The organism is Pseudomonas sp. Tri1 (genome assembly GCF_017968885.1).
Taxonomy (GTDB): domain Bacteria; phylum Pseudomonadota; class Gammaproteobacteria; order Pseudomonadales; family Pseudomonadaceae; genus Aquipseudomonas.
Genome location: NZ_CP072913.1, coordinates 4,233,833 through 4,255,932 on the forward strand (window position 1 = coordinate 4,233,833; position 22,100 = coordinate 4,255,932).

The 22,100-nt window shown below is 56.6% G+C and carries 19 protein-coding genes and 1 pseudogene; 9 read left to right on the plus strand and 11 right to left on the minus strand.

What is annotated here, in order from left to right; translation table 11 throughout:
- Positions 1 to 56 precede the first annotated feature (56 nt).
- The 6 genes from J9870_RS18040 to J9870_RS18065 form a co-directional block, all read right to left on the minus strand.
- Entirely contained in the window at positions 57 to 1,337 is a 1,281-nt protein-coding gene (locus tag J9870_RS18040) for an OprD family porin (RefSeq protein ID WP_210639334.1), read from the minus strand.
- A 129-nt stretch (positions 1,338 to 1,466) separates the two neighbouring features.
- Entirely contained in the window at positions 1,467 to 3,098 is a 1,632-nt protein-coding gene (locus J9870_RS18045; protein WP_210639335.1) for an ABC transporter ATP-binding protein, read from the minus strand.
- Between the two features lie 2 nt (positions 3,099 to 3,100).
- On the minus strand, positions 3,101 to 3,970 hold the full coding sequence (locus tag J9870_RS18050) for an ABC transporter permease (RefSeq protein ID WP_210639336.1): 870 nt from the start codon (positions 3,968 to 3,970) through the stop codon (positions 3,101 to 3,103).
- Complete coding sequence (locus J9870_RS18055) at positions 3,967 to 4,908, minus strand: ABC transporter permease (RefSeq protein ID WP_210639337.1); 942 nt, start codon at positions 4,906 to 4,908, stop codon at positions 3,967 to 3,969. Before J9870_RS18055 ends, J9870_RS18050 begins: the two co-directional genes overlap by 4 nt.
- An 11-nt stretch (positions 4,909 to 4,919) precedes the next feature.
- Entirely contained in the window at positions 4,920 to 6,488 is a 1,569-nt protein-coding gene (locus J9870_RS18060) for an ABC transporter substrate-binding protein (protein ID WP_210639338.1), read from the minus strand.
- 126 nt (positions 6,489 to 6,614) lie between these two features.
- On the minus strand, positions 6,615 to 7,481 hold the full coding sequence (locus tag J9870_RS18065; protein WP_210639339.1) for an alpha/beta hydrolase: 867 nt from the start codon (positions 7,479 to 7,481) through the stop codon (positions 6,615 to 6,617).
- A gap of 131 nt (positions 7,482 to 7,612) precedes the next feature.
- On the opposite strand from J9870_RS18065, the gene J9870_RS18070 reads away from it, so the two are divergent.
- From J9870_RS18070 to J9870_RS18085, 4 genes are all read left to right on the plus strand, one after another.
- Positions 7,613 to 8,491: a LysR family transcriptional regulator gene (locus J9870_RS18070; RefSeq protein ID WP_135844864.1), complete on the plus strand. Its 879-nt coding sequence runs from the start codon at positions 7,613 to 7,615 to the stop codon at positions 8,489 to 8,491.
- Positions 8,492 to 8,678: 187 nt separating this feature from the next.
- Entirely contained in the window at positions 8,679 to 9,356 is a 678-nt protein-coding gene (locus J9870_RS18075) for a phytanoyl-CoA dioxygenase family protein (RefSeq protein WP_210639340.1), read from the plus strand.
- A 159-nt stretch (positions 9,357 to 9,515) separates the two neighbouring features.
- The gene (locus J9870_RS18080; RefSeq protein WP_210639341.1) at positions 9,516 to 11,369 is read left to right on the plus strand and encodes an ABC transporter ATP-binding protein; all 1,854 of its coding nucleotides are present in this window, start codon (positions 9,516 to 9,518) and stop codon (positions 11,367 to 11,369) included.
- 105 nt (positions 11,370 to 11,474) lie between these two features.
- Entirely contained in the window at positions 11,475 to 12,044 is a 570-nt protein-coding gene (locus J9870_RS18085) for a DJ-1/PfpI family protein (RefSeq protein ID WP_210639342.1), read from the plus strand.
- Between the two features lie 103 nt (positions 12,045 to 12,147).
- On the opposite strand, the gene J9870_RS18090 is transcribed toward J9870_RS18085, so the two are convergent.
- Entirely contained in the window at positions 12,148 to 12,924 is a 777-nt protein-coding gene (locus J9870_RS18090; RefSeq protein WP_210639343.1) for a nucleotidyltransferase domain-containing protein, read from the minus strand.
- Between the two features lie 105 nt (positions 12,925 to 13,029).
- Positions 13,030 to 13,956 carry an N-acetyl-gamma-glutamyl-phosphate reductase gene (argC, locus tag J9870_RS18095; RefSeq protein WP_210639344.1) on the minus strand — a complete coding sequence of 309 codons (927 nt, stop codon included), beginning with the start codon at positions 13,954 to 13,956 and terminating at the stop codon, positions 13,030 to 13,032.
- Between the two features lie 113 nt (positions 13,957 to 14,069).
- Here argC and J9870_RS18100 point away from each other — a divergent pair, with 113 nt between their 5' ends.
- Positions 14,070 to 14,954, plus strand: a complete 885-nt coding sequence (locus tag J9870_RS18100) for a LysR family transcriptional regulator (protein ID WP_210639345.1) — start codon at positions 14,070 to 14,072, stop codon at positions 14,952 to 14,954.
- Positions 14,955 to 15,011: 57 nt separating this feature from the next.
- Here J9870_RS18100 and J9870_RS18105 read toward each other — a convergent pair whose 3' ends face one another.
- The 3 genes from J9870_RS18105 to choX form a co-directional block, all read right to left on the minus strand.
- Entirely contained in the window at positions 15,012 to 15,596 is a 585-nt protein-coding gene (locus J9870_RS18105; protein ID WP_210639346.1) for an HD domain-containing protein, read from the minus strand.
- A 1-nt stretch (position 15,597) separates the two neighbouring features.
- Positions 15,598 to 16,725, minus strand: a complete 1,128-nt coding sequence (locus tag J9870_RS18110; protein ID WP_246883022.1) for a TauD/TfdA family dioxygenase — start codon at positions 16,723 to 16,725, stop codon at positions 15,598 to 15,600.
- 105 nt (positions 16,726 to 16,830) lie between these two features.
- On the minus strand, positions 16,831 to 17,775 hold the full coding sequence (choX, locus tag J9870_RS18115; RefSeq protein ID WP_210639348.1) for a choline ABC transporter substrate-binding protein: 945 nt from the start codon (positions 17,773 to 17,775) through the stop codon (positions 16,831 to 16,833).
- Between the two features lie 377 nt (positions 17,776 to 18,152).
- On the opposite strand from choX, the gene J9870_RS18125 reads away from it, so the two are divergent.
- The 4 genes and pseudogenes from J9870_RS18125 (at position 18,153) to J9870_RS18135 (ending at position 22,026) form a co-directional block, all read left to right on the plus strand.
- On the plus strand, positions 18,153 to 18,875 hold the full coding sequence (locus J9870_RS18125; RefSeq protein WP_246883023.1) for a LysR substrate-binding domain-containing protein: 723 nt from the start codon (positions 18,153 to 18,155) through the stop codon (positions 18,873 to 18,875).
- A gap of 16 nt (positions 18,876 to 18,891) precedes the next feature.
- Positions 18,892 to 19,218, plus strand: a pseudogene (locus J9870_RS29745) (tautomerase family protein).
- 251 nt (positions 19,219 to 19,469) lie between these two features.
- The gene (locus tag J9870_RS18130) at positions 19,470 to 20,783 is read left to right on the plus strand and encodes a hypothetical protein (RefSeq protein WP_210639351.1); all 1,314 of its coding nucleotides are present in this window, start codon (positions 19,470 to 19,472) and stop codon (positions 20,781 to 20,783) included.
- Positions 20,784 to 20,793: 10 nt separating this feature from the next.
- Positions 20,794 to 22,026: an alpha/beta hydrolase gene (locus J9870_RS18135; RefSeq protein WP_210639352.1), complete on the plus strand. Its 1,233-nt coding sequence runs from the start codon at positions 20,794 to 20,796 to the stop codon at positions 22,024 to 22,026.
- Positions 22,027 to 22,100 lie beyond the last annotated feature (74 nt).

Consider the following 22,100-nt stretch of genomic DNA (forward strand, 5'->3'; position numbering starts at 1 on the left):
CCTCATTTCCACTGCCTAGGCGTGCAACAGGCTGCCCCTGTTGCACCCCGTTACCGCTACCAGAGCGCCACGGTGTAACCCAGGATCACTCGGTTTTCGTTGGTGTCACGGGTGAAGTTGCTGGTAGCGCTGGCGTTCTGCCAACGCAGAGACACATCCTTGAACGTGCCGCTCTGCACGACGTAGCCGAGGCTGAAATCGCGCTCCCACTCGCGCCCTTCGCCCTCGAAGCCGATGACCTTGGCGTTGTCGCCCTTGGCGTAACGCGTCGAGAACAGCAGGCCCGGCAGGCCCAGCGAGGCGAAGTCATAGTCATAGCGGGCATGCCACACGCGCTCGCCGGTCTGGGAGAAGTTGGCCAGTTGGTACTCGGTGAACAGGTAGGTGTTGGTACCGTCCACGTAGGTGAACGGCGTCGAGCCGTACTGTTCCTGGTAACCGCCGCTGAGGCTGTGGCCATAGAGGCTGTAGCCGATACGGGTACTCAACGCGCGGTTATCCACCTTGCCGGCCAGGGCCGCAGCGTCTTCACTGGCGTTGAAGTAACGAATGTCGGTCTTGAACGTGCCGGGGCCCCACTTGAGGCTATTTTTAAAACCCAGGTAGTGCTGTTGGTAGAGGGCTTCCAGTTGCGCGTACTGATAGGTAACGACCGTGCTTGGCGTGAGCTTGTATTCGCCGCCGGCGTAGCGGAACTCATCACTTTTGGCGCTGCTTTTGTAGGCGCCGTACTGGCTGGTAAGGCCCATGTCCTCGTAGTCGGTCGAGTCGCGCTGCTTGACCTGATCCAGTTGGCCCACGGTCAGGGTCAAGTTGTCGATGTCCTTGGAGGTGAGCGCCGTGCCACTGAAACTCTGCGGGAACAGACGGCTGAGATTTGGCTGCAGAGTGGGCAGGTCCGGCACCATATAGCCCACACGCAGCTCGCTTTGGGCCATGCGCGCCTTACCGGTGATGCCGAGTTTGGAGTAGTTGTCATGGGCACGGCGTGCATAGCTGGGAGAGCCCGGTTCGGCCACGCTTGAGCGCGCCAGCAGCCCGGTGCCGGAGTTATCCGGGCTCGAATCGAGCTTCACGCCCAGCATGCCGACCGCGTCCAGGCCAAAACCCAACGTGCCGTCGGTAAAGCCCGACTGGAGGTTGAGAATGAACCCCTGCGCCCATTCGGCGCGCTTGTTCTGTCCGCTGGACTCGCGGTAGTCGCGGTTGAAGTAATAGTTCTTCAATTCAAGCGAGGCCTTGCTGTCGGCGACAAAGTCGGCCTGGGCAAACAAGGGTATGAAACCGACGCCCATGACGCTGGCACTGCTGACAACTTTGTTGATGCGGTTATTCATGTGTAGGTTCCTGGCAGACAGGTTGAGTGGGGTTGTTTTTGTTTTCTTCGGCCATGGCTTCGCCTGCCTCGCCAATCACCGATTGACGAAGGGTTGGGTTTCAAAACATGGCCTGGGGTGCAGCAGTACCTAAATCACACCGGCACGGAGGCGGTAACTGCCATCCGCACGTTTCTCCAAGGGGCTGGCCGCTGCGAGCAGCCGGCGGGTATAGGGATGTTGTGGGGTGTCGAAAATGGCGTCACGCGGCCCCATTTCAACCACCTCGCCCTGGTTCATCACCGCCACGCGATGAGCGATGCGCTCCACTGCCGACAAGTCGTGGGAGATGAACAGGCAGGCGAACCCGTATTGGCGTTGCAAGCGCTCGAACAATTCAAGAATCTGCTTTTGAATGGTCATGTCCAACGCCGAAATCGGCTCATCGGCAATCACCAGCTTGGGCCGCCTGACCAGCGCCCGGCCAATTGCCACGCGCTGGCGCTGGCCACCGGAGAGTTGATGGGCAAAGCGCTCACGGAACTGCTCGGGCAAGCCAACGTCAACCAGGGTCTCGGTGACCCGCTGACGTTTTTGCGCGGCCGTCAGCCCCGGCTCATGGCGCAGCGGCTCGGCAATGATCTGGCCGACGGTCATGCGTGGATCAAGGGAAGAATACGGGTCCTGGAAAATCATCTGGCATTGCAGGCGGTGTGCACGGTTGGCGGCCTTGAGGATATCCACGCCCTGGAACAGGATGGCCCCGGCACATGGCGTGACCAACCCGACCACTGCACGCCCAAGGGTGGTTTTGCCCGAACCGCTGCCACCGACCAAGGCCAAAGTCTCGCCCGGTGCAATGCTCAGGTTCACCGAATGCACCACACGCTTGGGTACGCTGCGCCCCCAGAAACTGCGCGGCCCCGGGTGTTCGATGCACACATCCCGGACCTGCAACAACGCGTTGTCGGCAGCCGGCAATGGCACCAGCTCGCCGCGCCGTGGCAACGCCTCAAGCAACTGCCGGGTGTAGTCGGCCTTCGGTGCGAACAGGATGTCTTCGATACGCCCCTGCTCCACCGCCTTGCCCGCACGCATCACCACCACCTTGTGGGCATAACGCGCCACCAGGGACAGGTCGTGGCTAATGAACAGAATCGCGGTGCCTTGCTCGCGCGTCAACTCCAGCATCAACTCGATCACGTCCAGTTGTGCCAGGCAATCGAGCGCCGTGGTTGGCTCGTCAGCGATCAGCAGCGCCGGACGCAGCAACATCACCGAGGCCAGCATGATCCGTTGGCGCATGCCGCCGGAGAACTGGTGCGGGTAGGACCCCAGGCATTTCTCGGCATCCTTGATACCGATGCGTTGTAGCATGGCACTGCAGCGCTCGTGGATCGTCGCCGCATCCAGCGCGGTATGCAGTTTGAGCGCCTCGCTCATCTGCCGGCCAATCGTCAGCGCGGGGTTGAGCGAGACCATGGGTTCCTGGAACACCATGCCGATCCGCGCACCGCGCACTGCACGCATCGCCTTGGCATTGCCGCTGTCCAGCGGTTCGCCCTGGAAGGTGATGCGTCCACCACACACCCGCATCGGTGCCGGCAACAAGCCAATGGCAGCGCGTGCGGCCATGGTCTTGCCGCTGCCCGATTCGCCGACCAGCGCGACGATCTCGCCGGGGGCCATGGTGAAGCTGAAATCATCGACGGCCAGCGGGCCGTCTGCACCGACGCGAATCTGTAGATTTTCAACGGCCAGTAATGGGACTGGAACGCTCATGCTCATTTCCTCATGCGCGGGTCGAGACGATCACGCAAGGCATCGCCGAACAGATTGATAGCCAGCAGCGTCAGGCTGATAAAAATGCCCGGGAAGATCCCCAGCCACGGCGCCGTCGAGATGTAGGTGCGGCTCGCCGAGAGCATGCTGCCCCAGGACGCGGCCGGCGGCGGAACGCCCAGACCCAGGAAGCTCAGCGCACTCTCCGAGAGCAACGCCCAGCCGAACATGCTCGTGCCCAACACACACAGCGGCGCCAGGCAGTTGGGAGTGATATGACGGAACATGGTGTACAGCTCGGAGTTGCCGATCACCCGAGAGGCCTCGATAAACTCCAGCTCACGCAACGACAACACGCTGCCCCGCACTACCCGCACCACTGACGGGGTATAGGCAATGCCCAAGGCGAGCACGATGCCGTACTGGCTTGCGCCAATGATTGCCATGATGCCCAAGGCCATGAGAATGCCCGGAAACGCCAGCAGAGCATCGTTGAACATCATCAGCACGCGGTCGGTCCAGCCGCGCAGGTAACCGGCAAGCATACCTATTACCGTGCCGCAGATGACCGCCACGCTCACCGAGAGCAGGCTGATCCACAGGCTGGTGCGTGCACCGATGATCAATCGACTGGACACGTCACGACCGAATTCGTCGGTGCCCAGCCAGTGCACAGCATTTGGCGCGTGCAGGCGCGACAACAGGTCCAGCTTGAGCGGGTCATAAGGTGTCCACACCACGCCGAGCAACGCCAGCAATACCAGTGCCGCGAGTAAGCCGCCGCCGATCAACGCATTCAACGGCGGGTAACGCCAGGCACGTCGAGGCTGGGTATCCAGCCCTGTCGGCAAGGCAGGAGTCTTGAGGTTCATAGCTTCACCCTAGGATCGAACAGCGGATACAACAGATCCACCAACAGGTTGACCAACACGTAGATGCAGGTGACCAGCAGCAGGCAACCCTGCAACACCGGGTAGTCACGGGAGAAGATCGCATCGACCATCAAGCGGCCAATACCGGGCAAGGTGAATACGGTTTCCAGTACCGCAATGCCGCCGAGCAAATTGCCGAGAATCAGGCCAATCAAGGTCCAGGTGGGCGCAAACGCATTGCGCAGAGCGTGTTTCCACAGCACCGCCCCCTCCGACAACCCCTTGGCCCGGGCATGGGCGATGTACTCCAGGCGCAGCACTTCGATGGTGCTGGCCCGCGCCATTCGCGCAATGGCGCCGAACTCCACCAGGGTCAGGGTGATGATCGGCAGCACCACATAGGTCAACGCTTTCATCGGGTCGCTGGCAAAGCCGACGTAACCGATCACCGGCAACCAGCCGAGCTGAATGCCAAACACGTAGAGCAACAATAAGCCCAACCAGAAACTCGGCACCGACAGCAGCAACGTCGCCATAGCCACCAGGCCCAAGTCCAGCGCACTGTTTTGCTTCCAGGCCGCGAGCAAACCCACCGGTACCGCGAGCAGGGTCGCCAGTAACACTGCGACGAGCACCACTGTGGCGCTGACGCTGAATCGTTCGATCAGCAACTCCAATACCGGCTGGCGGCTGCTGATGGACATCCCGAGATCGCCACTGAGCACCGACTTTATCCAGATCAGGTACTGGGTCACCACCGAGTGGTCCAACCCAAGACTGCTGCGCATGTCGGCAAGGCTTTTCGGGTCGGCCATGTCGCCCAGCATCAACAACGCCGGGTCGCCGGGGATCAGGCGAATCAAGGCAAATACAATCACCGAGATCAACAGAAGGGTCGGCACCGCCATGCCGAGCCTGTGCAATATGAATCGAAACATAGCGGTACGCCTTACTTGGAAGTGTCGGCCAGCTTCACGCCCCACAGGCGCGGCTTGGCAACGGGCCAGGAGCGATAACCTTCAACGCGCTTGCCCATGGCGCCGATGGCGGTACCGTTGTAGATGACGACCATCGGTACATCCTTGAGCATCAAGGTGTGTAGCTTGTCGAACAGCGGCTGGCGCTTGGCAGGGTCAACCTCACGCTGGGCCTCGCGCAATATTGCCAAGGCTTCGGGGTTGTCCCAGACCTTGCGCGGCTCCTTCTGTTTGTCGCCGATCACTGATTCGTAGCTCTGCGCCGCATCGAAACGCCCTGAATAGGAGAACGACATCATCTGGTAGCTGCCGGTCTGGTAGCGCTCCAGCTGCGTGCCCCACTCCAGGGTTTCCATCTCGATATTCAGCCCCGCCGCCTGAGTCATGGCCTGGCTGAGCAAACCCATGTCGAACATCTGCGGATAGCGCTTGTTGACCAGCATGCGGATTTTTTCGCCGCCGTAACCGGCCTCTTTCAACAGGCGCCGGGCCTCATCGAGGTTGTAGGTGTAGCCCTGGCGCGCAGTGTCGTCGTAGTACGGGCTGGCGGTGGGGATCACCGAGTTGTTGACCACCGACAAGCCATCGGACAAGGCCGCCACCATCTGTGCGTAATCCAGGGACAACGCCACCGCGCGACGAATGCGCACGTCCTTGAGCAACGGGTCACGGGTCTGAAACAGCAGGCCGCTGATGGTCATGATCGGGCTGACCTGGATCTGCAGATTCTTGACCTGCTTGAGCTGTGCGGCGTCCATCGCCGTCACGTCCGGCAGCAGGTCGACGCCACCCGAGAGCAGCGCGGCCTTGGCCGAGGCCGAATCGGGAATCACCTCGAAACGCACCTTGTCGACAAACGCCTGCTTGTTGCCGGTGTACCCGTCCGCCTCGGCCTCGGCACGCGGTGTGTATCCCTTGAAACGATCCAGTTCGACGTACTGGCCCTTCTGCCATTTGCCCAGGGTGAACGGCCCGGTGCCAATCGGTGCACGCCAACTGCCATCGGCGGCCAGGGAGTCCGGGTGCAGGATGCCGCTGCCGGCACAATCCGGGCGAGCCATCGCGGCGAGAAACAAGCCGTTGGCCTGGTCCAGCGTGAACACCACGGTTTTCGGGTCAGGGGTGGCGACGTCGACAATCTTGGCTGCGCCACGCCCGTCGAACTCCGCCAGGCAACGCCACTGGGTCTTGGGGTCCAGGTAGCGCTGCCAGGTCCATTGCACATCCTTGGCCGTCAACAATTGGCCATTCTGGAAGTGCACGCCGTCTCGCAGGCTGAAGGTGTAGCGCAAGCCGTCCGGCGAGACAGCGACTGCACTGGCCAGCATCGGCGCGATGCTGGTGTCTTCGCGATACGCCACCAGCCCTTCGACGATATGCATCATCACCGCATCGGTATTGTCGTCACGGTTGACGCCCGGGTCGGTGCTGCGGATATCACCATTGAGACCAACGCTGATGACCTTGTCTTGCGCGACGGCCATGGAAAAGGTGCACGCCGACATCGCGACGGCCAGTGCCGTCTTTACGTAACTATTCACGGGAGAAAGACTCCTTGAAGAAATTTTCCGGTCAGTGGCGGGGGCCAAGGCAGGACCGGCATCAGAATGAGTGAATCCTTGGTTATTGTTGTACGGCCTGTTCTGAGTGCATCTACCAGCGGTGTATCAGCCGAGGCTGCGCTTGCGGCGCAATACCCTGGCGAAGAAATCCTGGGCAGCCGGCATGGCCTTGATGCCCTGGTGCGCAACGTTGGGCAACAGGTCGAAGTGCACTTGCACGCCGGCGGCTTCGAAACTCGCTTTCAAGCTGGCCAGGCGCTCCGGGCGCGTGCGTCCGGCAGCGTTGGCACCGGCCATGTAGTGTTTGCCCCCTTCGCGGTGGGTGATTTCCCAGGTTTCGAGGTCTGAATCGCCGACCACCATGTGCACCGGCAGTTGCTGCAAGGCCTGCAGGTTCAACGGTTTGCCAAAGCGCGTCGCGAAGTCCCGCACGCCGACCCACCAGTCCTGCTCGAAATCCAGCAAGGTTACCGAGCCCGGCGCACCGATGGACGCCGCCCAGAGTTTCTCGGGGTGCAGGTAGCAGAACCGGTGGGTGAATTGTCCGCCACCGGAATAGCCGAACAGCGCAAAGGTATCGAAGCGACGATCGTAGCGCTTGCCGACGCTGGCGATCATGTCGAGCAATACTTGGTCGTAACGGATATCGCCCTCGACCAGTTGCTTGTAGCCATCGCCGTTGCTGTCACCCAGCACGCCGACCGGGAACAGTGGCGAGAGGATCACACAATCATTCCAGCGGCCAAACTCCGCGAAGCCATTGCGATAAATCTCCATCGCACGGGTCGAGCCGTGCAGCGACACCACCAGATCCACTGGCCGGGAGCTGTCTTCAATGGTTTCGGGCACATAGAGGGTGTAGGCAAAACGGCTGTCCTCGTGATGCGAGTACACCGTGGTAGCGCCGAGGTGGTACACGTTTTTGGCCGCGCGCAAGGCCGCGTCGATGGGGTTGGTATCTGGATTGCTCATGTGGAAAGTTCGCCGAATCAGTTCGGACTTGAGTATTGGCCGGGCGCTATAAAAAGAAAAACTAATTAAACTTTATCCAGAGCAAACAAAACCTTTACGATCAAGTTCTACCCATGGCTGCGAGTTGACCCATGAGCAACATTCGTTTTTTCAAGACGTTTATCGCCGTCGCCGAGTACGGCAGCTTTGCCGCCGCTGCCGACCGCGTGGCACTGACCAACGCCGCCGTCGGCCAACAAATGCGTGCGCTCGAAGAGGAAATGCGCCGGCCGCTGTTCGACCGCAGCCAGCGGCAAATCAAGCTGAGCCGCGATGGTGTGTTATTGCTGCCCAAGGCCAAGCGTCTGCTGGCGGACTACGAGCAAATGATCGCCGAAGCCCCCGACGGCGAGGCCATGGAGGGCGAAGTGTCGATCGGCGGCATTACCTCTGGCATGGGCCTGCTCGCCAATTGCCTGGTGCAACTGAAAAAACTACACCCCAAGATATCGGTCAACCTGATGACCGCCCGTTCCGATGAGGTGGTCAACCTGGTGCAGGCCGCCAAACTCGACGCCGCGCTGCTGATCGAGACTGCGCGGCAAAACTTCGATGGCATGAGTTGGACCCTGCTCTACAACGAACCGATCGTCATGCTCGCCAATGCCACCCAGACCGCCGGCATCGACGACGCAGTGGAGTTGCTGAGAACCCAGCCGTTTATTCGCTACGACAGGTCCACGGCAGTGGGTCGCAAGGTGCAGTCGATCATCAAGAGTGAGTCGGTCGAACCGCTGGAGATCCTGGAACTGAACTCGATCATCGGAATCGCCGACCTGGTGCGCCAGCAAGTCGGGGTGGCGATTGTGCCGCTGCTGAAAAATTTCGACTGGCACAAAGACCCAAGCCTGCGGGTGCTGCCATTGCCGGGCGACCTGGCAGTACGCCGGGTGGGGATATTGGAACAAGGCACCAAAAGTGCGATCACAGGGGAAATTCGCAAGTTGCTGATGTCGGCGGTGGCAACGTAATCCTTCCCTTAGCGCGGTTCATGGGTGTCCGTCATCAGGAAAGGCCGTGATTGGATGGCGGCCAGATGACAACTGCAAACCTTCCGGGTTTGTCTCTGGTCGTTTTCGATTTTGTAGTGTCGGGGTGGTCCAACTTTGCTTTGAATACTAGCCTTGCAAGTGTCCGCACAAGGAAGTCGAAAAAACCATGACCGACCGCGAGCAACTCCATCGAGACGGCTACGCCCTGCTCCATCGAGCGATCCCGGCCGAGTGGCTGGAAGACCTGCGTGCCGTGTTCGATGCTGGTGTGAGGCCATCGGACCAGTGGCCAGTGCCGCGTGGCGTGGACTGGCGTTATTCGATGCTGGACGATGATGCGAAGGTTCAGGCTGTGTGTCGCCTGCCCCAGGTACTGGCGGTGGCGGGTGAGTTGATCGGGGAGCGGTTCTTTCTCTCGCAGGTGGAGGGGCGCGAGCCTCTTGCCGGTGGTGGCCACCAACAGCTGCACCGCGATTTGTCGGCCCAACGGCCAGGCGACATCGCCATGGCCCTGGCTTTTTTTGACGACTATGGCCCCGAGAACGGCGCGACTCGTATCGTCCCCGGGAGCCATCGCCCCGCGCTGGGAGAGCCGCTGTTCGACTTCAACGACGAGTCACGCTCAGTACAGCTTTCAGGCTACGCCGGTGACATCCTGCTGTTCGATGTCGACTTGGTGCATGCGGGCAGTGTGAACTCGATTGGCGCACGCCGTCGCTCGATTCTGATCGGCTATTTTTCGGAGTCGCTGTACGTCTCACACTTGGAAACCGTGGGGCTGCGTAATGTTCGTATGGATACGCGTGAGCGGTTCGAGCCTTTGGGTTTTGCCGTCCAGAGATAGCTCTTTTCAATTTCTGCCAGTCTGAAGGGGCAGCAGTCAGTCGATAGGGAGTTCGACCGGGACTGCTTCCGGCCAGAAATGGCCATTGATTAACCTTCCTCCCCCTCAAGGCCACCTTTAAATGCCAGAATCTCCCCACTGGATGTTTTGGAGACCACCATGCTTCGCACGTTTGAAAAATGGCTCGACCCCTTCCCGCCGGACGAGGTTCCGCCACCGCCTGAAGGCTTGGCGCGATTTCTCTGGGCCTGCACGCGCGGCGCCCGCGGCTATATTCTCGCGCTGGCGCTGCTCAGCGCCGGTGTGTCGATTTACGAAGCCTGGCTGTTTTCTTTCCTCGGGCAGGTCGTGGACCTGCTGTCGACCTGGCAGGCCGGCGGCGATGCGGCGGTGCAGGAAAGCCGCGTGCTGTGGGGCATCGGCATCGTATTGCTGACCAGTATCGGGCTGGTCGCATTGCGCACGATGGTGCAGCACCAGATATTGGCAATCAACCTACCGTTGCGGCTGCGCTGGGATTTTCACCGGCTGATGCTGCGGCAAAGCCTTTCGTTCTTCTCCGATGAGTTCTCCGGCCGCGTCACCACCAAGGTGATGCAGACGGCGCTGTCGGTGCGCGAGGTGCTGTTCACCCTCATCGAGATCGCACCAGGAATCGGCGTTTACTTCATCGCGATCATCGCCCTGGCCGGCGGCTTCGACCTGAAGCTGATGCTGCCTTTCATAGGCTGGGTCGCGTTGTTCGGTCTGGCCATGCGCTACTTCGTGCCCCGGCTGGGAAAAGTCGGCCAGGAACAGGCCAATGCGCGGTCATCGATGACCGGCCGTATCTCCGATGCCTATACCAACATCACCACGGTAAAGCTGTTCTCGCACTCCAAACGCGAAGCCCACTTCGCCCGCGCTGCGATGGAGGATTTCAAGCAAACCGGCTTGCGCCAGATGCGCCTGGTCAGCCAATTCGAAATCGTCAACCAGGCACTGGTGGTCGCGTTGATCATGGGTGCAGGCGGTTATGCCCTGTGGCTGTGGCACCAGGGCGAAGTCGGCGCGGGTGCCGTTGCGGCGATTACCGCCATGGCGTTGCGCATCAATGGCATGTCGCACTGGATCATGTGGCAAATGACCTCGCTGTTCGAGAACATCGGCACCGTGCAGGATGGCATGGCCACCTTGACCCGCGGCCCCAAGGTGCAGGACGCGCCGGACGCGAAGGTGCTGGTGACCACTGGCGGTGCGGTGACCTTCGACAATGTGAGCTTCAACTACAACGGCGAACGCCAGGTGCTCGACGGGCTGAGCCTGAGCATCCGCGCGGGGGAAAAAATTGGCCTGGTGGGTCGCTCCGGCGCCGGCAAATCCACGCTCATCAACCTGCTGTTACGCTTCTACGATGTGGACAAGGGAGAGATTCGCATCGACGGGCAAAACATCGCGCACGTCACGCAGGACAGTCTGCGCAGCGCCATCGGCATGGTCACTCAGGATACTTCCCTGCTGCACCGGTCCATTCGCGACAACATCGCCTACGGTCGCCCCGACGCAACCGACGAGCAAATCCGCAGCGCCGCCATCAATGCCCAGGCCGATGGCTTCATCAGCCAACTGAGCGACAAGCATGGCCATAGCGGCTACGACACCCTGGTCGGTGAGCGTGGTATCAAGCTGTCGGGCGGCCAGCGTCAACGCGTGGCGATTGCCCGCGTGATGCTCAAGAATGCCCCGATCCTGCTACTGGACGAGGCCACAAGCGCCCTGGATTCAGAAGTCGAAGTGGCCATCCAGGAAAGCCTCGATGACATGATGCAGGGCAAGACCGTGATTGCCATCGCCCATCGTCTATCCACGATTGCCGCCATGGACAGGCTCATCGTGATGGATGACGGGCGCATCATAGAACAAGGCACCCACACGGAATTGCTGGGGAAGAACGGTACCTATGCGCGGTTGTGGCATCACCAGAGCGGCGGATTTCTGGGCGAGGATCAGGGCGTGGTTGAGGCGGTGGAATAGGCGTGAGCGTGGGTGGTTTGGGGCGATCATTGGCCGCCCGAAGCAGCCCTTGATGCCTGTTTTTCGTCGGCCTATGTTATTGGCATTCATGGAGGATTTTGACTGATGGCACGCGTGGGTATGATATTGACACCCGGTTTTGCGGACTGGGAATATGCTTTCATTGCTGGAACTGCGTCCCCTTTTTACGGGATCGACGTCAGGTTTTTCGCTCCGGCTACGGGGCAGTTCCGTTCGCAGGGTGGATTGGCTGTAACGGTCGATAGCAGTTTGCAACAATGCCTGGACTGGAAGCCGGACGTTGTTGTCATCATTGGAGGAATGATCTGGGAGCGTGCAGAAGCCCCCGATATTCGGGACTTTCTTCATGTTAGTCGCTCAAGTGGCGCGACGATTGCCGGCATCTGCGGGGGAACGCTGGCACTTGCGAGGGCCGGGCTGCTCGACACGGTTTCTCATACCTCGAACGGCGCAGAGTTCCTACAACACAATGCTGTCGGTTATGAAGGGCACGCGCTCTATCAAAGCAGCCCGATAGCGGTGGTTGCGGACCGCATCATAACGGCTCCAGGCCCCGCCCCCGTTAGCTTCACCTGCGCAGTGTTCGAAAGTGCCGGGCTATCTTCGGAGATCATTGCTCAGTTCAGGTCAATGTTGGCAGCGGAACATGGGTGACTGCTTCGCCCTACACAAACAGCCGCTCAGGTGATGTGTTTGCGTAGCTGCTCATGGTCGATTTCTGACGGCCATGGCTGACAGGAAACGCCCCATAGCAGACCTAAACGGCTTCTGAAGCCATCCAGGTCAAAAAATTTTGGACCTGAGTCGTAAACTCTTCTGGCTCCGCGTATGGGTTCTTTGCCTGGGACAAGAAAAAAGAGATCTGCGTTCTCATATGCGGGTAATGCTGAACAAACAGCTCGACATGTTCCTCCAGTGTTTGCGGCCACATCAAGTCCTGTTCAGAGCGAAGTACTTGAGTTGACCGGATGAGTTTGCGTGAGGCTTCGCGTTGCAGGATCAGGGATTGTGTCGGTGTGGTCGCCTGATCGATAAGATCGGCATACCGGGTCAATACGGATTCAAAGTCACCATTCACGGCAATGGCGATATCACGCGACGGCTTGAACCGATCGAAGTGCTTGGCCAGATCATTCCCCCATAAGCAACGACAGTGATGCTTGAGCCAATAACCCCAACTCAATCGATTGTCAGCCGCCAACACTTCAGAACGACTACCGATGTCGAAATCGATCTTGGTGACTTCGGTATGCCGACTTTCAAGCGTGCGCTTTTTCGACTCGAGCATTTCCAGATCCTGCGATGCAGGTGCGCTGTGCAAGACAAGGGTTAGGTCTAGGTCGGAAACTCCCGCTACGGCGTGGCCTCTAGCGACACTGCCATACAGATAAATCCCATCCAGCAGAGGTTCCGACTCAGCGAGCGTCATGCAAACGTCCGTCAGCAAAGCCTGAAATGGTGGCTGCACCTCGACGTTGGACACGGTGAGGATATAACCGTCGGCATCAATGCCGCGAGGATGGAATCGTTCCATGAAGCCGTCCGTGAGTTGTGTTCAGGGAAGTAATTTAACAGAGACGATAGCGGCTGCTTTGGGCCGATTGCTGCCTGCCTTAGACTCGTACATTAGCGAGCAGAATCACGCGCCCATCATCAAATCCAGATTCTGCACTGCCGCCCCAGCGGCTCCCTTCCCAAGGTTGTCAAATACCGCAGCCAACAAAACCTGTCCTGTCTCGTCATTTTCAAACACCACCAATTGCAAGCTATCAGTGCCGTTAAGCGCCTGAGGATCGAGGTGCGTCAACGCTTTAGCCTCCTGCAGCGACATTACCTGTACATGCTGCGCGTCGGCGTAGTGCTGCATAAGGCATGCGTGCAGCCGCGTCGCATCCACGCCCGGCGCCAACAACCGAAGTTGCAATGGGATGGTCAGCACGATCCCCTGCCGAAAAGCCCCATAGGCCGGCACGAACATCGGCCGCTCCGTCAAACCGCTGTGCTGCTGGATCTCGGGGATATGCTTGTGTGCCAACCCCAGGCCGTAAACCTGGAACGCAGGCGCTTGCGATGCGCCCTCGCCCTCATGCTCCTGCACGCCGGCGCGTCCTTTTCCGGAATAGCCCGACACAGCATGAATGTTCATCGGGTAGTCCGTAGGCAGCAGCCCGGCCTCCAGCAGTGGGCGCAGCAGGCCTATGGCTCCCGTGGGATAGCAACCGGGGTTGCTGACACGCCGCGCCGTGGCGATTTGTCTGGCCTGCTGCGCGTTCATCTGCGCGAAACCATAGACCCAGTCTGGGTGGGTACGGTGTGCGGAACTTGCGTCAATCACGCGAACAGCGGAGTTTCTGATGCTCGCTACGGCGTCGCGCGCAGCCTGGTCGGGCAAGCAGAGAATCGCGATGTCGCAGTCGTTGATGATTTCAGCGCGGCGCTGCGGATCCTTGCGATGTTCGGGGCTGAGGGTGACGAGCCGCAGATCGGTCCGGTGGCATAGACGCTGATGGATTTGCAACCCGGTGGTGCCTTGGTCGCCATCGATGAATACATGAGGAATGGCCATGGAATGCTCTCGAACATGGGATATCAGGAGATTTCATCTTCAGTGAAGAGCCAAGATTGGAAAAGTTGAATTTATAAACGATAAGATTCAGTTTTTCTGAACAGGAATGACACATGCGCGAAATCAGCCTGGACCGTTTACGCACGTTGGTGGCAATTGTCGACTTGGGCTCATTTGCCGAGGCCGCTCGTGCCTTGCACCTCGCGCCACCCACGGTCAGCTTGCATATCGCCGACCTGGAGTCACGGGTGGGCGGCAAGCTGTTGTCACGCGCGCGGGGGCGCATTCAGCCTTCGGCGATTGGCGAAACGCTGGTGGAACGCGCGCGACGCCTGTTGGCCGATGCCGAGCAGGCGCTCGAGGACGTGGAGCGTCAGGTGCAGGGCTTGGCCGGGCGTGTGCGGCTGGGGGCCTCCACAGGGGCCATTGCCCAGTTGCTGCCGCAAGCGTTGGAGACGTTAGGCCAACGCCATCCTGCCATCGATGTGCAGGTCGCGGTGCTTACCTCACAGGAGACTTTGAAGAAGCTTGCCGAGGGCTCGTTGGAGATCGGTCTGGTCGCGCTGCCGCAGCCCCCGGTGAAGGGATTGCGGATCGAGCCATGGCGGCGGGACCCGGTCATGGCCTTCTTGCCGGCTCGCTGGGAATGCCCGGATGTCGTAACGCCCAGTTGGCTGGCCGCTCAGCCATTGATTCTGAATGACAACACCACTCGGCTTTCGCGCCTGACGTCGGAGTGGTTCGCCAGTGTTGAACGCCAGCCTACGCCGCGTATTCAACTGAACTACAACGATGCGATCAAAAGCCTGGTGGCTGCCGGTTATGGCGCGACGTTGTTGCCCCATGAAGCCTCCACGCCCTTGCCCGATACCCGGATCGTCATGAGGCCATTGCAGCCCTTATTGTGGCGTGAACTGGGGATTGCCCATCGGGGTGGCGACGTCGAGCGGTCTACGCAACATGTGTTGGATGTGTTGTGGGGGTTGAGTGCGGGGTAGGATGTCGGGGCGCTCCACCAGCGCCCTGACCCAGGGTTACCAAGCCCTTCTGCTTCCTTAAGCAAGCGAATATTCCGCACCCAGAACGGCTGGATCAAATGGCTTGCGAGCGAATATCCGCCTTACCATTGGTGTGAAGTGCACTAAATCAGGGGTCGGATAGTTGGGGTCGAAAGAAGCTTGGTCCCATCGCTCGCAAAAATCGACACACAGTTGAAAGCAAGGATGATCCTTGTAGCGGTCTCTCTCGTTCCGATCGTCACCGAAATGATGGGCGTAGTAGAAACTCTGAAATAGACCATGATGATGAAGAACCCAGGCCACCTCGCCGCGAACATAGGGCCGGATGATGGAAGCCGCATATTGGGAGTGGTTGTAAGGGGCTAGGTCATCACCTAAGTCATGGATCAGTGCTCCTACAATCATGTCCTCATCGGCACCGTCGGCCTCGGCACGCGCGGCGGTTTGAAGCGAGTGTTCGAGGCGGTTGACCTTGTAACCGCTCAACGTCGTGGCCAACCCTTGCAGGGCATTCAGAATCCGGTCAGCCAAGCCCTTGTTGAACTCACTCTCCAAATGCTCAAGGAAATGATATTCCTCGCGAGTACCATCCTTCATTCGGGTGAAATTGACCTGATCCATCTCATGCAGCCTCTTCAGTTGATTTTTTCCGTTTACGAATTTCGCTCAAGCGCTCAAGCGGACCGTCCAGGTCGATATAGCAGCCTTGTAGATGCCGATGCCCTTGCGTTGGATCGTAGCTGGTGCGGCCATGGAGAACTCGACTGTTGTCGAAAAGCATCAGCTCCCCGGCTTGCAGTCGAAACTGGATTTCATAATCCGGATGGTTGAACAGTTCAGCGAGGCGTTTGCGGGCCTTGTGGAATGCTTTTACATCGTCAGAGCTCAACAGCGGCAAACTGTCCAACCGAGGGCTGTAGTGAACACCCAGGGTTTGGCCTGTCTCATCGGTGTTGATCATAGGACGTCGAGTAGTCAATTCGACCCCTTTATCTACAAATCGAAACCGAACGGGCGTGTTCTTGAGCAGCATATAACCCGTAGGATCCTCCCGTCTTAGTGCATCAACGACCTTGACGCTGTCGACCAGCGTGGAAAGCCCACCTGTGGTTTCATTGATCAGACAGTGAAGTAGCTGGATGCCTGGAACTGGGTCGCGGTAGGGGTTATCGGTGTGCGGCCCCAGACGCACACTGCGATAAGCCAGGTCGTTCGCTTGAGGCTTTGAGTAGACTTCGAAATATTTGCCGAAATTGGTTTCTTTCACATACCCAAATTTACTGCCGACGTCTAATACCTGCTCCTGTGTGTTAGGAACATGTGTCAGCACGATATAGCCATATTTCAGATACGCCGTCAGTGCAGCTTCAAATGCCTGGTCATCGCTCAGCGCACGCCAGTCATGCCGCACGAGGCGTTGATCCAGATCGCTGTCCCAGGCGACAACTGAGGGAGTACGATCCGCATCGAGTATCTCGGCCAAAAGCAAGTCCGTTGAATAGATGGCGCTGTGTCCATCACTGAAGGATATCTTTACTCGACCCTGTGTCAGCACCTCTACTGCAGTCACTTGGATGTCTGGATCAATGAGGTGGGAATCGAACAGACGTTGCTGAGTGATCGTGTCCGTAGAGTCAGGGTCTTGGGTTTTTTCCCGGAGCCATAAGGCAGGAACATCGTACTCGTTCTGCCCTGTCGAGAATTTCACCGCCGGTGGGGTCTTTTGAATTTTCAATTCAGTGGCTTGCATTTCACAGATCCTGAGGGTGGAGGTGAAGCCATTCTTGGAAAAAACATGGCCAATGGAAACGCCGGAAAGCCGAATCCATGCCATGCATTTTTCTAATACAAAGCGTCAGATGCCAAAGTAGGTGCGGGACGCAGTCATGGCATCTTTGCCGTCAAAGGTGGTAATACCGTCCAGCCATTTTTCCAGCCAGGCCGGGTTCTTCTTGATCCACACTTTGGCGAGCAACACAGGATCCTGTTTGTTCAAAATACCCACCATGATTTCGCTTTCCATGTCGGTGTCGAAACGCATGTTGCTGATGAGCTTCGCTGCGTTCGGACAACGTGTTGCGTAATCAGGCGCGGTGACGGTGTAGACCGAGGCTGCACCATAGTCGGGACCAAACACCTCATCCCCGCCGGACAGATAGGTCATCTTGAATTCGAGGTTCATGGGGTGCGGGGCCCAGCCCAGGAACACAATCGGCTTATTACGAGCGATGGCACGCGAGACCTCCATCCGCATGGCAGTCTCACTGGACTCAACCAGCGTGAAGCCGCCTAGGCCATAGAGGTTCTTCTCGATCATTTTCTTCAATGAAGAATTGCCTCCGCTTCCGGGCTCGATACCGTAGATCTTGCCGCCCAACTGATCTTTGAATTTCGCGAGATCCTGAAAGGAATGCAGGCCCTGTTCCGCCAAGTAGGTAGGAACCGCCAAGGTGTACTTGGCCCCTGTCATGTTTGGCGGCTGTTGCTTAAGAAGCTTGCCTTCATTGACCAACGGCATGACTGTGGGGTCGAGCGATGGGGACCAGTAATCAAGAAACGCATCCAACTTTCCTCCCTGGATCGAGGCGAGAGCGATGGGCACTGCGACCATGGTCTTGCTGGGGGAATACCCTATGGACTCTGCAACCGCCATGGTCACGCCATTATTAGCGGCGTTATCAGCCCAACCTAAATCGGCTAGTCGAATGGATTTGCACTGCTCGGTATCAGTCGCCGCAAAGGCGCCCAGTGATGAAACGGTCAGCCCATAAAAAGTTAGATACAACAGTGATTTACGCATGGCGATTCTCCGCATACCAGATTGATCGACGGTGTTTTTGTGGGGCTTGGCAGCGAATGAATTTGTATGTGAGGATGACCGAGTTATTGTTGTTTTGGATGTCGGCGCCAGTCCAAGACTAAGTAGTTGATGACAGTTGAGATACCCACTCAAACCTTATACGTGGCATGCAAAAATCTTATGGCTGACGAGAAGAGAGCTGTTCCTGCGATGAAGGCGCTTCTGGCCTTCGAGGCCGCAGTGAGATTGGGGTCCATGACCGCAGCGGCCAAGGAAATCGGGACGACTCAACCTGCCATTTCTCAGCAGATCAGAAGCCTTGAGGAATCTATCGGGGGGCGTTGCTTGATCGGTCCGGCAATCAGCTTCGACCGACCTTGGGTGGCAAACGCTTCTATGAAGACCTATCACCGCTGTTGTCAAATTTGCATTCGGCGCTGGAGCGCGTTCAGGCAGGTTTCTCCAACCATGTCCCTTTAATCACAATTTCTGCCAATTTCGGCTTCTCTCACCTCTGGCTATTGCCTCGTCTGCATATCTTGCAGCGTGAATTCCCTGATCTGCGGTTCCAAATTCTTCCGGTAGATACACACGACATCTCCAATCTCCATGACGTCGACCTTGCCATCAGTTTCGATCAGCGAAACCCAAGGCAAGATACGGAGATCATGCTCGCACCTGAAAGAGTCTTCCCTGTGTGTAGCCCAGGTTTTGCCCTGGCACATGGCTTGGGCGCTGATGTGACAGCGCGGGATCTGCGATCTGTTGCACTGCTGCATATGGATGAGCGCAACCCTCGATGGCTAGACTGGGCAAGGTGGTCATCCTTGGCCGGGTTCGGTCCAATTGACGAGAAGACGAGCTTCACCTTCAACAATTATCCGCTGCTGTTGAACGCCGCTATTCAAGGGCATGGCCTCACGCTCGCGTGGGGGGCGCTGGTGGAGAAGGCCGTGCAGGACGGGTTATTGGTGCGGCTGGGGCCAACAGTGTTACGTGAGGATCACGGTTATCTGCTGCGTACCAGGCATCGCAACAACGCATTGATCACTCCTGTGATCGACTGGTTCAAGTCGTCCATTGTTCAGGCGAGTACGTGACGCCCTGAGGCTGGGGCTGCCGTTTTCATGTATTTCACTGCATCGGGGAAGTCGGCCGAATATTTACACGCATTGCCCAATTGCACGACGCCTTGGTCGATTGCTTCGAGGTGCCGAAGGCCGATCGCTTCCAAGTCATTAATCAACATGAAGTGGGCGATTGATATTTGATCCTGTCTACCTGGGCGGACCGCATAGCCATGACTTTGCGCTGATCACGATTACCGCTGACAGCCCCTGAAGCGTCGAGGCGAAACAGCGTTTTTACCGCGACCTGGTCGAGCTGAGGCGAGCGCCAGGTCTCAACGCGGAGGATGTAATGGGAGAACGGATTTATTTGTAACTCGAAGACAGAAATAGCCGCCCCTTTTTCTCCAGGGTTTCATTCAAAGATCTGTCAACCACATCAGCCCATTACTGAATCATTTTTGAAACACTTTTTATTAAATCCAATACCACAACGCACTTTGGTAGCAGCTTCTCAGCCTTCAATCCACCTTCGATAAAAAATAAGAAAATCGGCTTTACGTCAAAAAAAACTAAACTATGCTGCATCTGAAAAGCAAAAAAAAAAAACACACGGAGTGGTCACCTATGATGCGCAGCACCTTCGCGAACGTAGTGCTATTATCACTAATCACACTCTGCTCAGCTTGCGCCATCAGCAACCAGGGAACCGTTGATTACCGATATAATAGACCCGGCACCAACCAAGGGATTCTAAACCCAAAATACATTCGCTCTGAGGCCGCAGCAAACCTAATTAGCGCTGGCGATCCGATCACAGTTTCGCTAAAGCAAGTTTTCGTAAAAGATTTTACAGAATATAGAAGCCTGTTGCGCGTCATTAGAAACGAACCAACAACCGGGGATATTGCAATTGTTTCCAGCACCTGCGAGGACCCTTGCAATAGAAAATTTGGAAGCGACGGAATAAAAAGCTCCAAGGTTATTTTTTACAGCAATGACGTGCGTCGCGGGCAGTTCCTCAACCTGTCGAATCTGCATGGCGTTTTCGGCCCAATAACTTATGGCGGAAACCCTCTGAAATTTGATTTCTATATAATAGAATTAGATACCGACGGCACCCAATTAAGAAACCTAGCTGCTAACCTTGCCGGACTCGGTGAAACTTTTTACCCGCCTGCGCACCCTGCCACCGCAATCCTTTCTTCGTTAGCTGAGGTTTTTATCAAAGATGATCAAGATGACAATATATTTACTTTTTCATTCGATTTAAAAAGCCCGACCACTGAAAACTCTACGATAAACCCAAGCTCTGCTGCTATTGAGGCAGGCAACTATGTTTTGATAAGGAGCGAAGACCGCACTCAACAAATCCCCTGGTCCATTCTGGCCTATAACGATGCCACAGGAAGGGTTGTCCATTCACGCTGCGCTTCGATGATCGAGCCCACTGCGGATTGCTTCTATACCGATAATTCATATATGGTTATTGAGGTAAGCAAGGCTAAAAACGCGGTGAGCAATGATGCTCAACAGATAATTTTTTCCGCACTAAAATCAAGTATCACTGCAACTGGCCCAAGCATTCTAAACAATCAATTGACCGCAGAAAAAATGCAAGAAATCAGAAACAGCTTGGAAAGCACCGAGATTCGCGGTCGTACTGTACACCTCCTTAAGGCGATCAAGGACAGCCCGCCGGACTCACAAAGAAGAAGGCTCGAAACCCTGAACTTAGCTTCAATTTGGTTTGATGGCAGCAAAACAATACTTCCTTCAGATACCTCCATCGTAGCTGCCCAGGCTAACGATTTGTTAGGGCAATGTGCAGGATTGTCGACCGAGGATGCACTGTTATATCAAGATGCAATTCGTACCAGGACGTTGGTGAACAAAGCAGCGTTCGTCAATGCGCTTGTACAATGCCCATTCAGCAAATAGAGAACTTGCCATGACTCACCAACGGATAATCCTGGCTTTTATCTTTAGTGCATGCGCGTTGATTCTTACAAGTTGCGCAATGCAAAAAAGTGAAAATCATGCGGTATTCATCGACCATGACGAAGCGCTGCACACTGAATACTCACATCTTGAATGGGACCCACAGATAATTTACAACCCCACTTCCACCGGAACGCCTCAAGTAACTTTACATGAAGTAATTTCAGTGCCGACGCGCCCGTCTGAAGCACCCAACTACAAAACAATTCGGGTCAACTTTGCAACTGACCGAACGCGCAATACCGTCGAGGGAGAAGAACCTTTCACAGAGGTACCCAATGAAAGTGAAAATGAGCTACTCTACGGCACTTGCGACGTAAGCATCCCCTTTAACCATCAAGTCGGAGTCATCGAAGGTCCAGCGCTGGGGTGGAAATTCCTGGAAAACCCTGAAAAGCATATGGTGCTCCTATCTACAAAAATCATAGGAAAAGAAATATTTTTTGAAAACCTAGAAAGACAAATTATTAGCACCTCAAACTTGAATGCTTTTATCTTTGTCCATGGATATAATGTCAGCTTCTCAGACGCAGCCCTACGGACCGCACAAATGGCGCAGGACCTTAAATTTGAAGGTGCCGCTATTTTTTATAGCTGGCCGTCAAAGAAAAGCACCGCCACATACCCCTGGGATGAACAAAACATAGCATGGTCTGAACCTCATTTTAAAAGATTCTTATCCGACTTCCTAAGTACCACGGCAGCAGAAAATGTATATTTAGTCGGTCACAGCATGGGCACCAGAGCTTTGACAAGCTCATTAGTCTCACTAACCCGAGAAAAGCCCGAACTCACCGCAAAACTAAAATCCATAATCCTGGCCGCTCCAGATATTGACACAAGAATATTCAAGAGAGACATCGCACCTCAACTTACCGAGGCCAATCTAAACTTAACCTTATATGCATCTTCTAACGATGAAGCACTGAAACTGTCTAGAAAATTCCATGGCTCAGCCAGGCTAGGCGACTCTGGTGCAAGTCTCACGTTACTGAAAGGTGTAGACACAATTGATGCTTCAAATGCTGATACGAGTTTCAGCTTTATAGGACACTCGTACTACGGAAGTAAATCGATACTTAGTGACATGTACGATATTTTTCAAAAAAACCAAATCAAACCTGCTAATCGCTTTGGTCTAGAGCCCGTAGGTAACCCGGTTACCCATTGGACGTTCCGTTAAGCTCCAATCCCCGCTGTTCCTGCTAACTCGTTACAGTGCCACAGGCCGGTAATCGTCGTTCACCGACGCTGGCC

What these genes read in the sequence shown, in the direction of transcription:
- J9870_RS18040 (WP_210639334.1), bottom strand. Translation starts at nt 1,337, where the DNA reads ATGAATAACCGCATCAACAAAGTTGTCAGCAGTGCCAGCGTCATGGGC.
- J9870_RS18045 (WP_210639335.1), bottom strand. Translation starts at nt 3,098, where the DNA reads ATGAGCGTTCCAGTCCCATTACTGGCCGTTGAAAATCTACAGATTCGC.
- J9870_RS18050 (WP_210639336.1), bottom strand. Translation starts at nt 3,970, where the DNA reads ATGAACCTCAAGACTCCTGCCTTGCCGACAGGGCTGGATACCCAGCCT.
- J9870_RS18055 (WP_210639337.1), bottom strand. Translation starts at nt 4,908, where the DNA reads ATGTTTCGATTCATATTGCACAGGCTCGGCATGGCGGTGCCGACCCTT.
- J9870_RS18065 (WP_210639339.1), bottom strand. Translation starts at nt 7,481, where the DNA reads ATGAGCAATCCAGATACCAACCCCATCGACGCGGCCTTGCGCGCGGCC.
- J9870_RS18070 (WP_135844864.1), top strand. Translation starts at nt 7,613, where the DNA reads ATGAGCAACATTCGTTTTTTCAAGACGTTTATCGCCGTCGCCGAGTAC.
- J9870_RS18075 (WP_210639340.1), top strand. Translation starts at nt 8,679, where the DNA reads ATGACCGACCGCGAGCAACTCCATCGAGACGGCTACGCCCTGCTCCAT.
- J9870_RS18080 (WP_210639341.1), top strand. Translation starts at nt 9,516, where the DNA reads ATGCTTCGCACGTTTGAAAAATGGCTCGACCCCTTCCCGCCGGACGAG.
- J9870_RS18085 (WP_210639342.1), top strand. Translation starts at nt 11,475, where the DNA reads ATGGCACGCGTGGGTATGATATTGACACCCGGTTTTGCGGACTGGGAA.
- J9870_RS18090 (WP_210639343.1), bottom strand. Translation starts at nt 12,924, where the DNA reads ATGGAACGATTCCATCCTCGCGGCATTGATGCCGACGGTTATATCCTC.
- argC (WP_210639344.1), bottom strand. Translation starts at nt 13,956, where the DNA reads ATGGCCATTCCTCATGTATTCATCGATGGCGACCAAGGCACCACCGGG.
- J9870_RS18100 (WP_210639345.1), top strand. Translation starts at nt 14,070, where the DNA reads ATGCGCGAAATCAGCCTGGACCGTTTACGCACGTTGGTGGCAATTGTC.
- J9870_RS18105 (WP_210639346.1), bottom strand. Translation starts at nt 15,596, where the DNA reads ATGGATCAGGTCAATTTCACCCGAATGAAGGATGGTACTCGCGAGGAA.
- J9870_RS18110 (WP_246883022.1), bottom strand. Translation starts at nt 16,725, where the DNA reads ATGCAAGCCACTGAATTGAAAATTCAAAAGACCCCACCGGCGGTGAAA.
- choX (WP_210639348.1), bottom strand. Translation starts at nt 17,775, where the DNA reads ATGCGTAAATCACTGTTGTATCTAACTTTTTATGGGCTGACCGTTTCA.
- J9870_RS18130 (WP_210639351.1), top strand. Translation starts at nt 19,470, where the DNA reads ATGATGCGCAGCACCTTCGCGAACGTAGTGCTATTATCACTAATCACA.
- J9870_RS18135 (WP_210639352.1), top strand. Translation starts at nt 20,794, where the DNA reads ATGACTCACCAACGGATAATCCTGGCTTTTATCTTTAGTGCATGCGCG.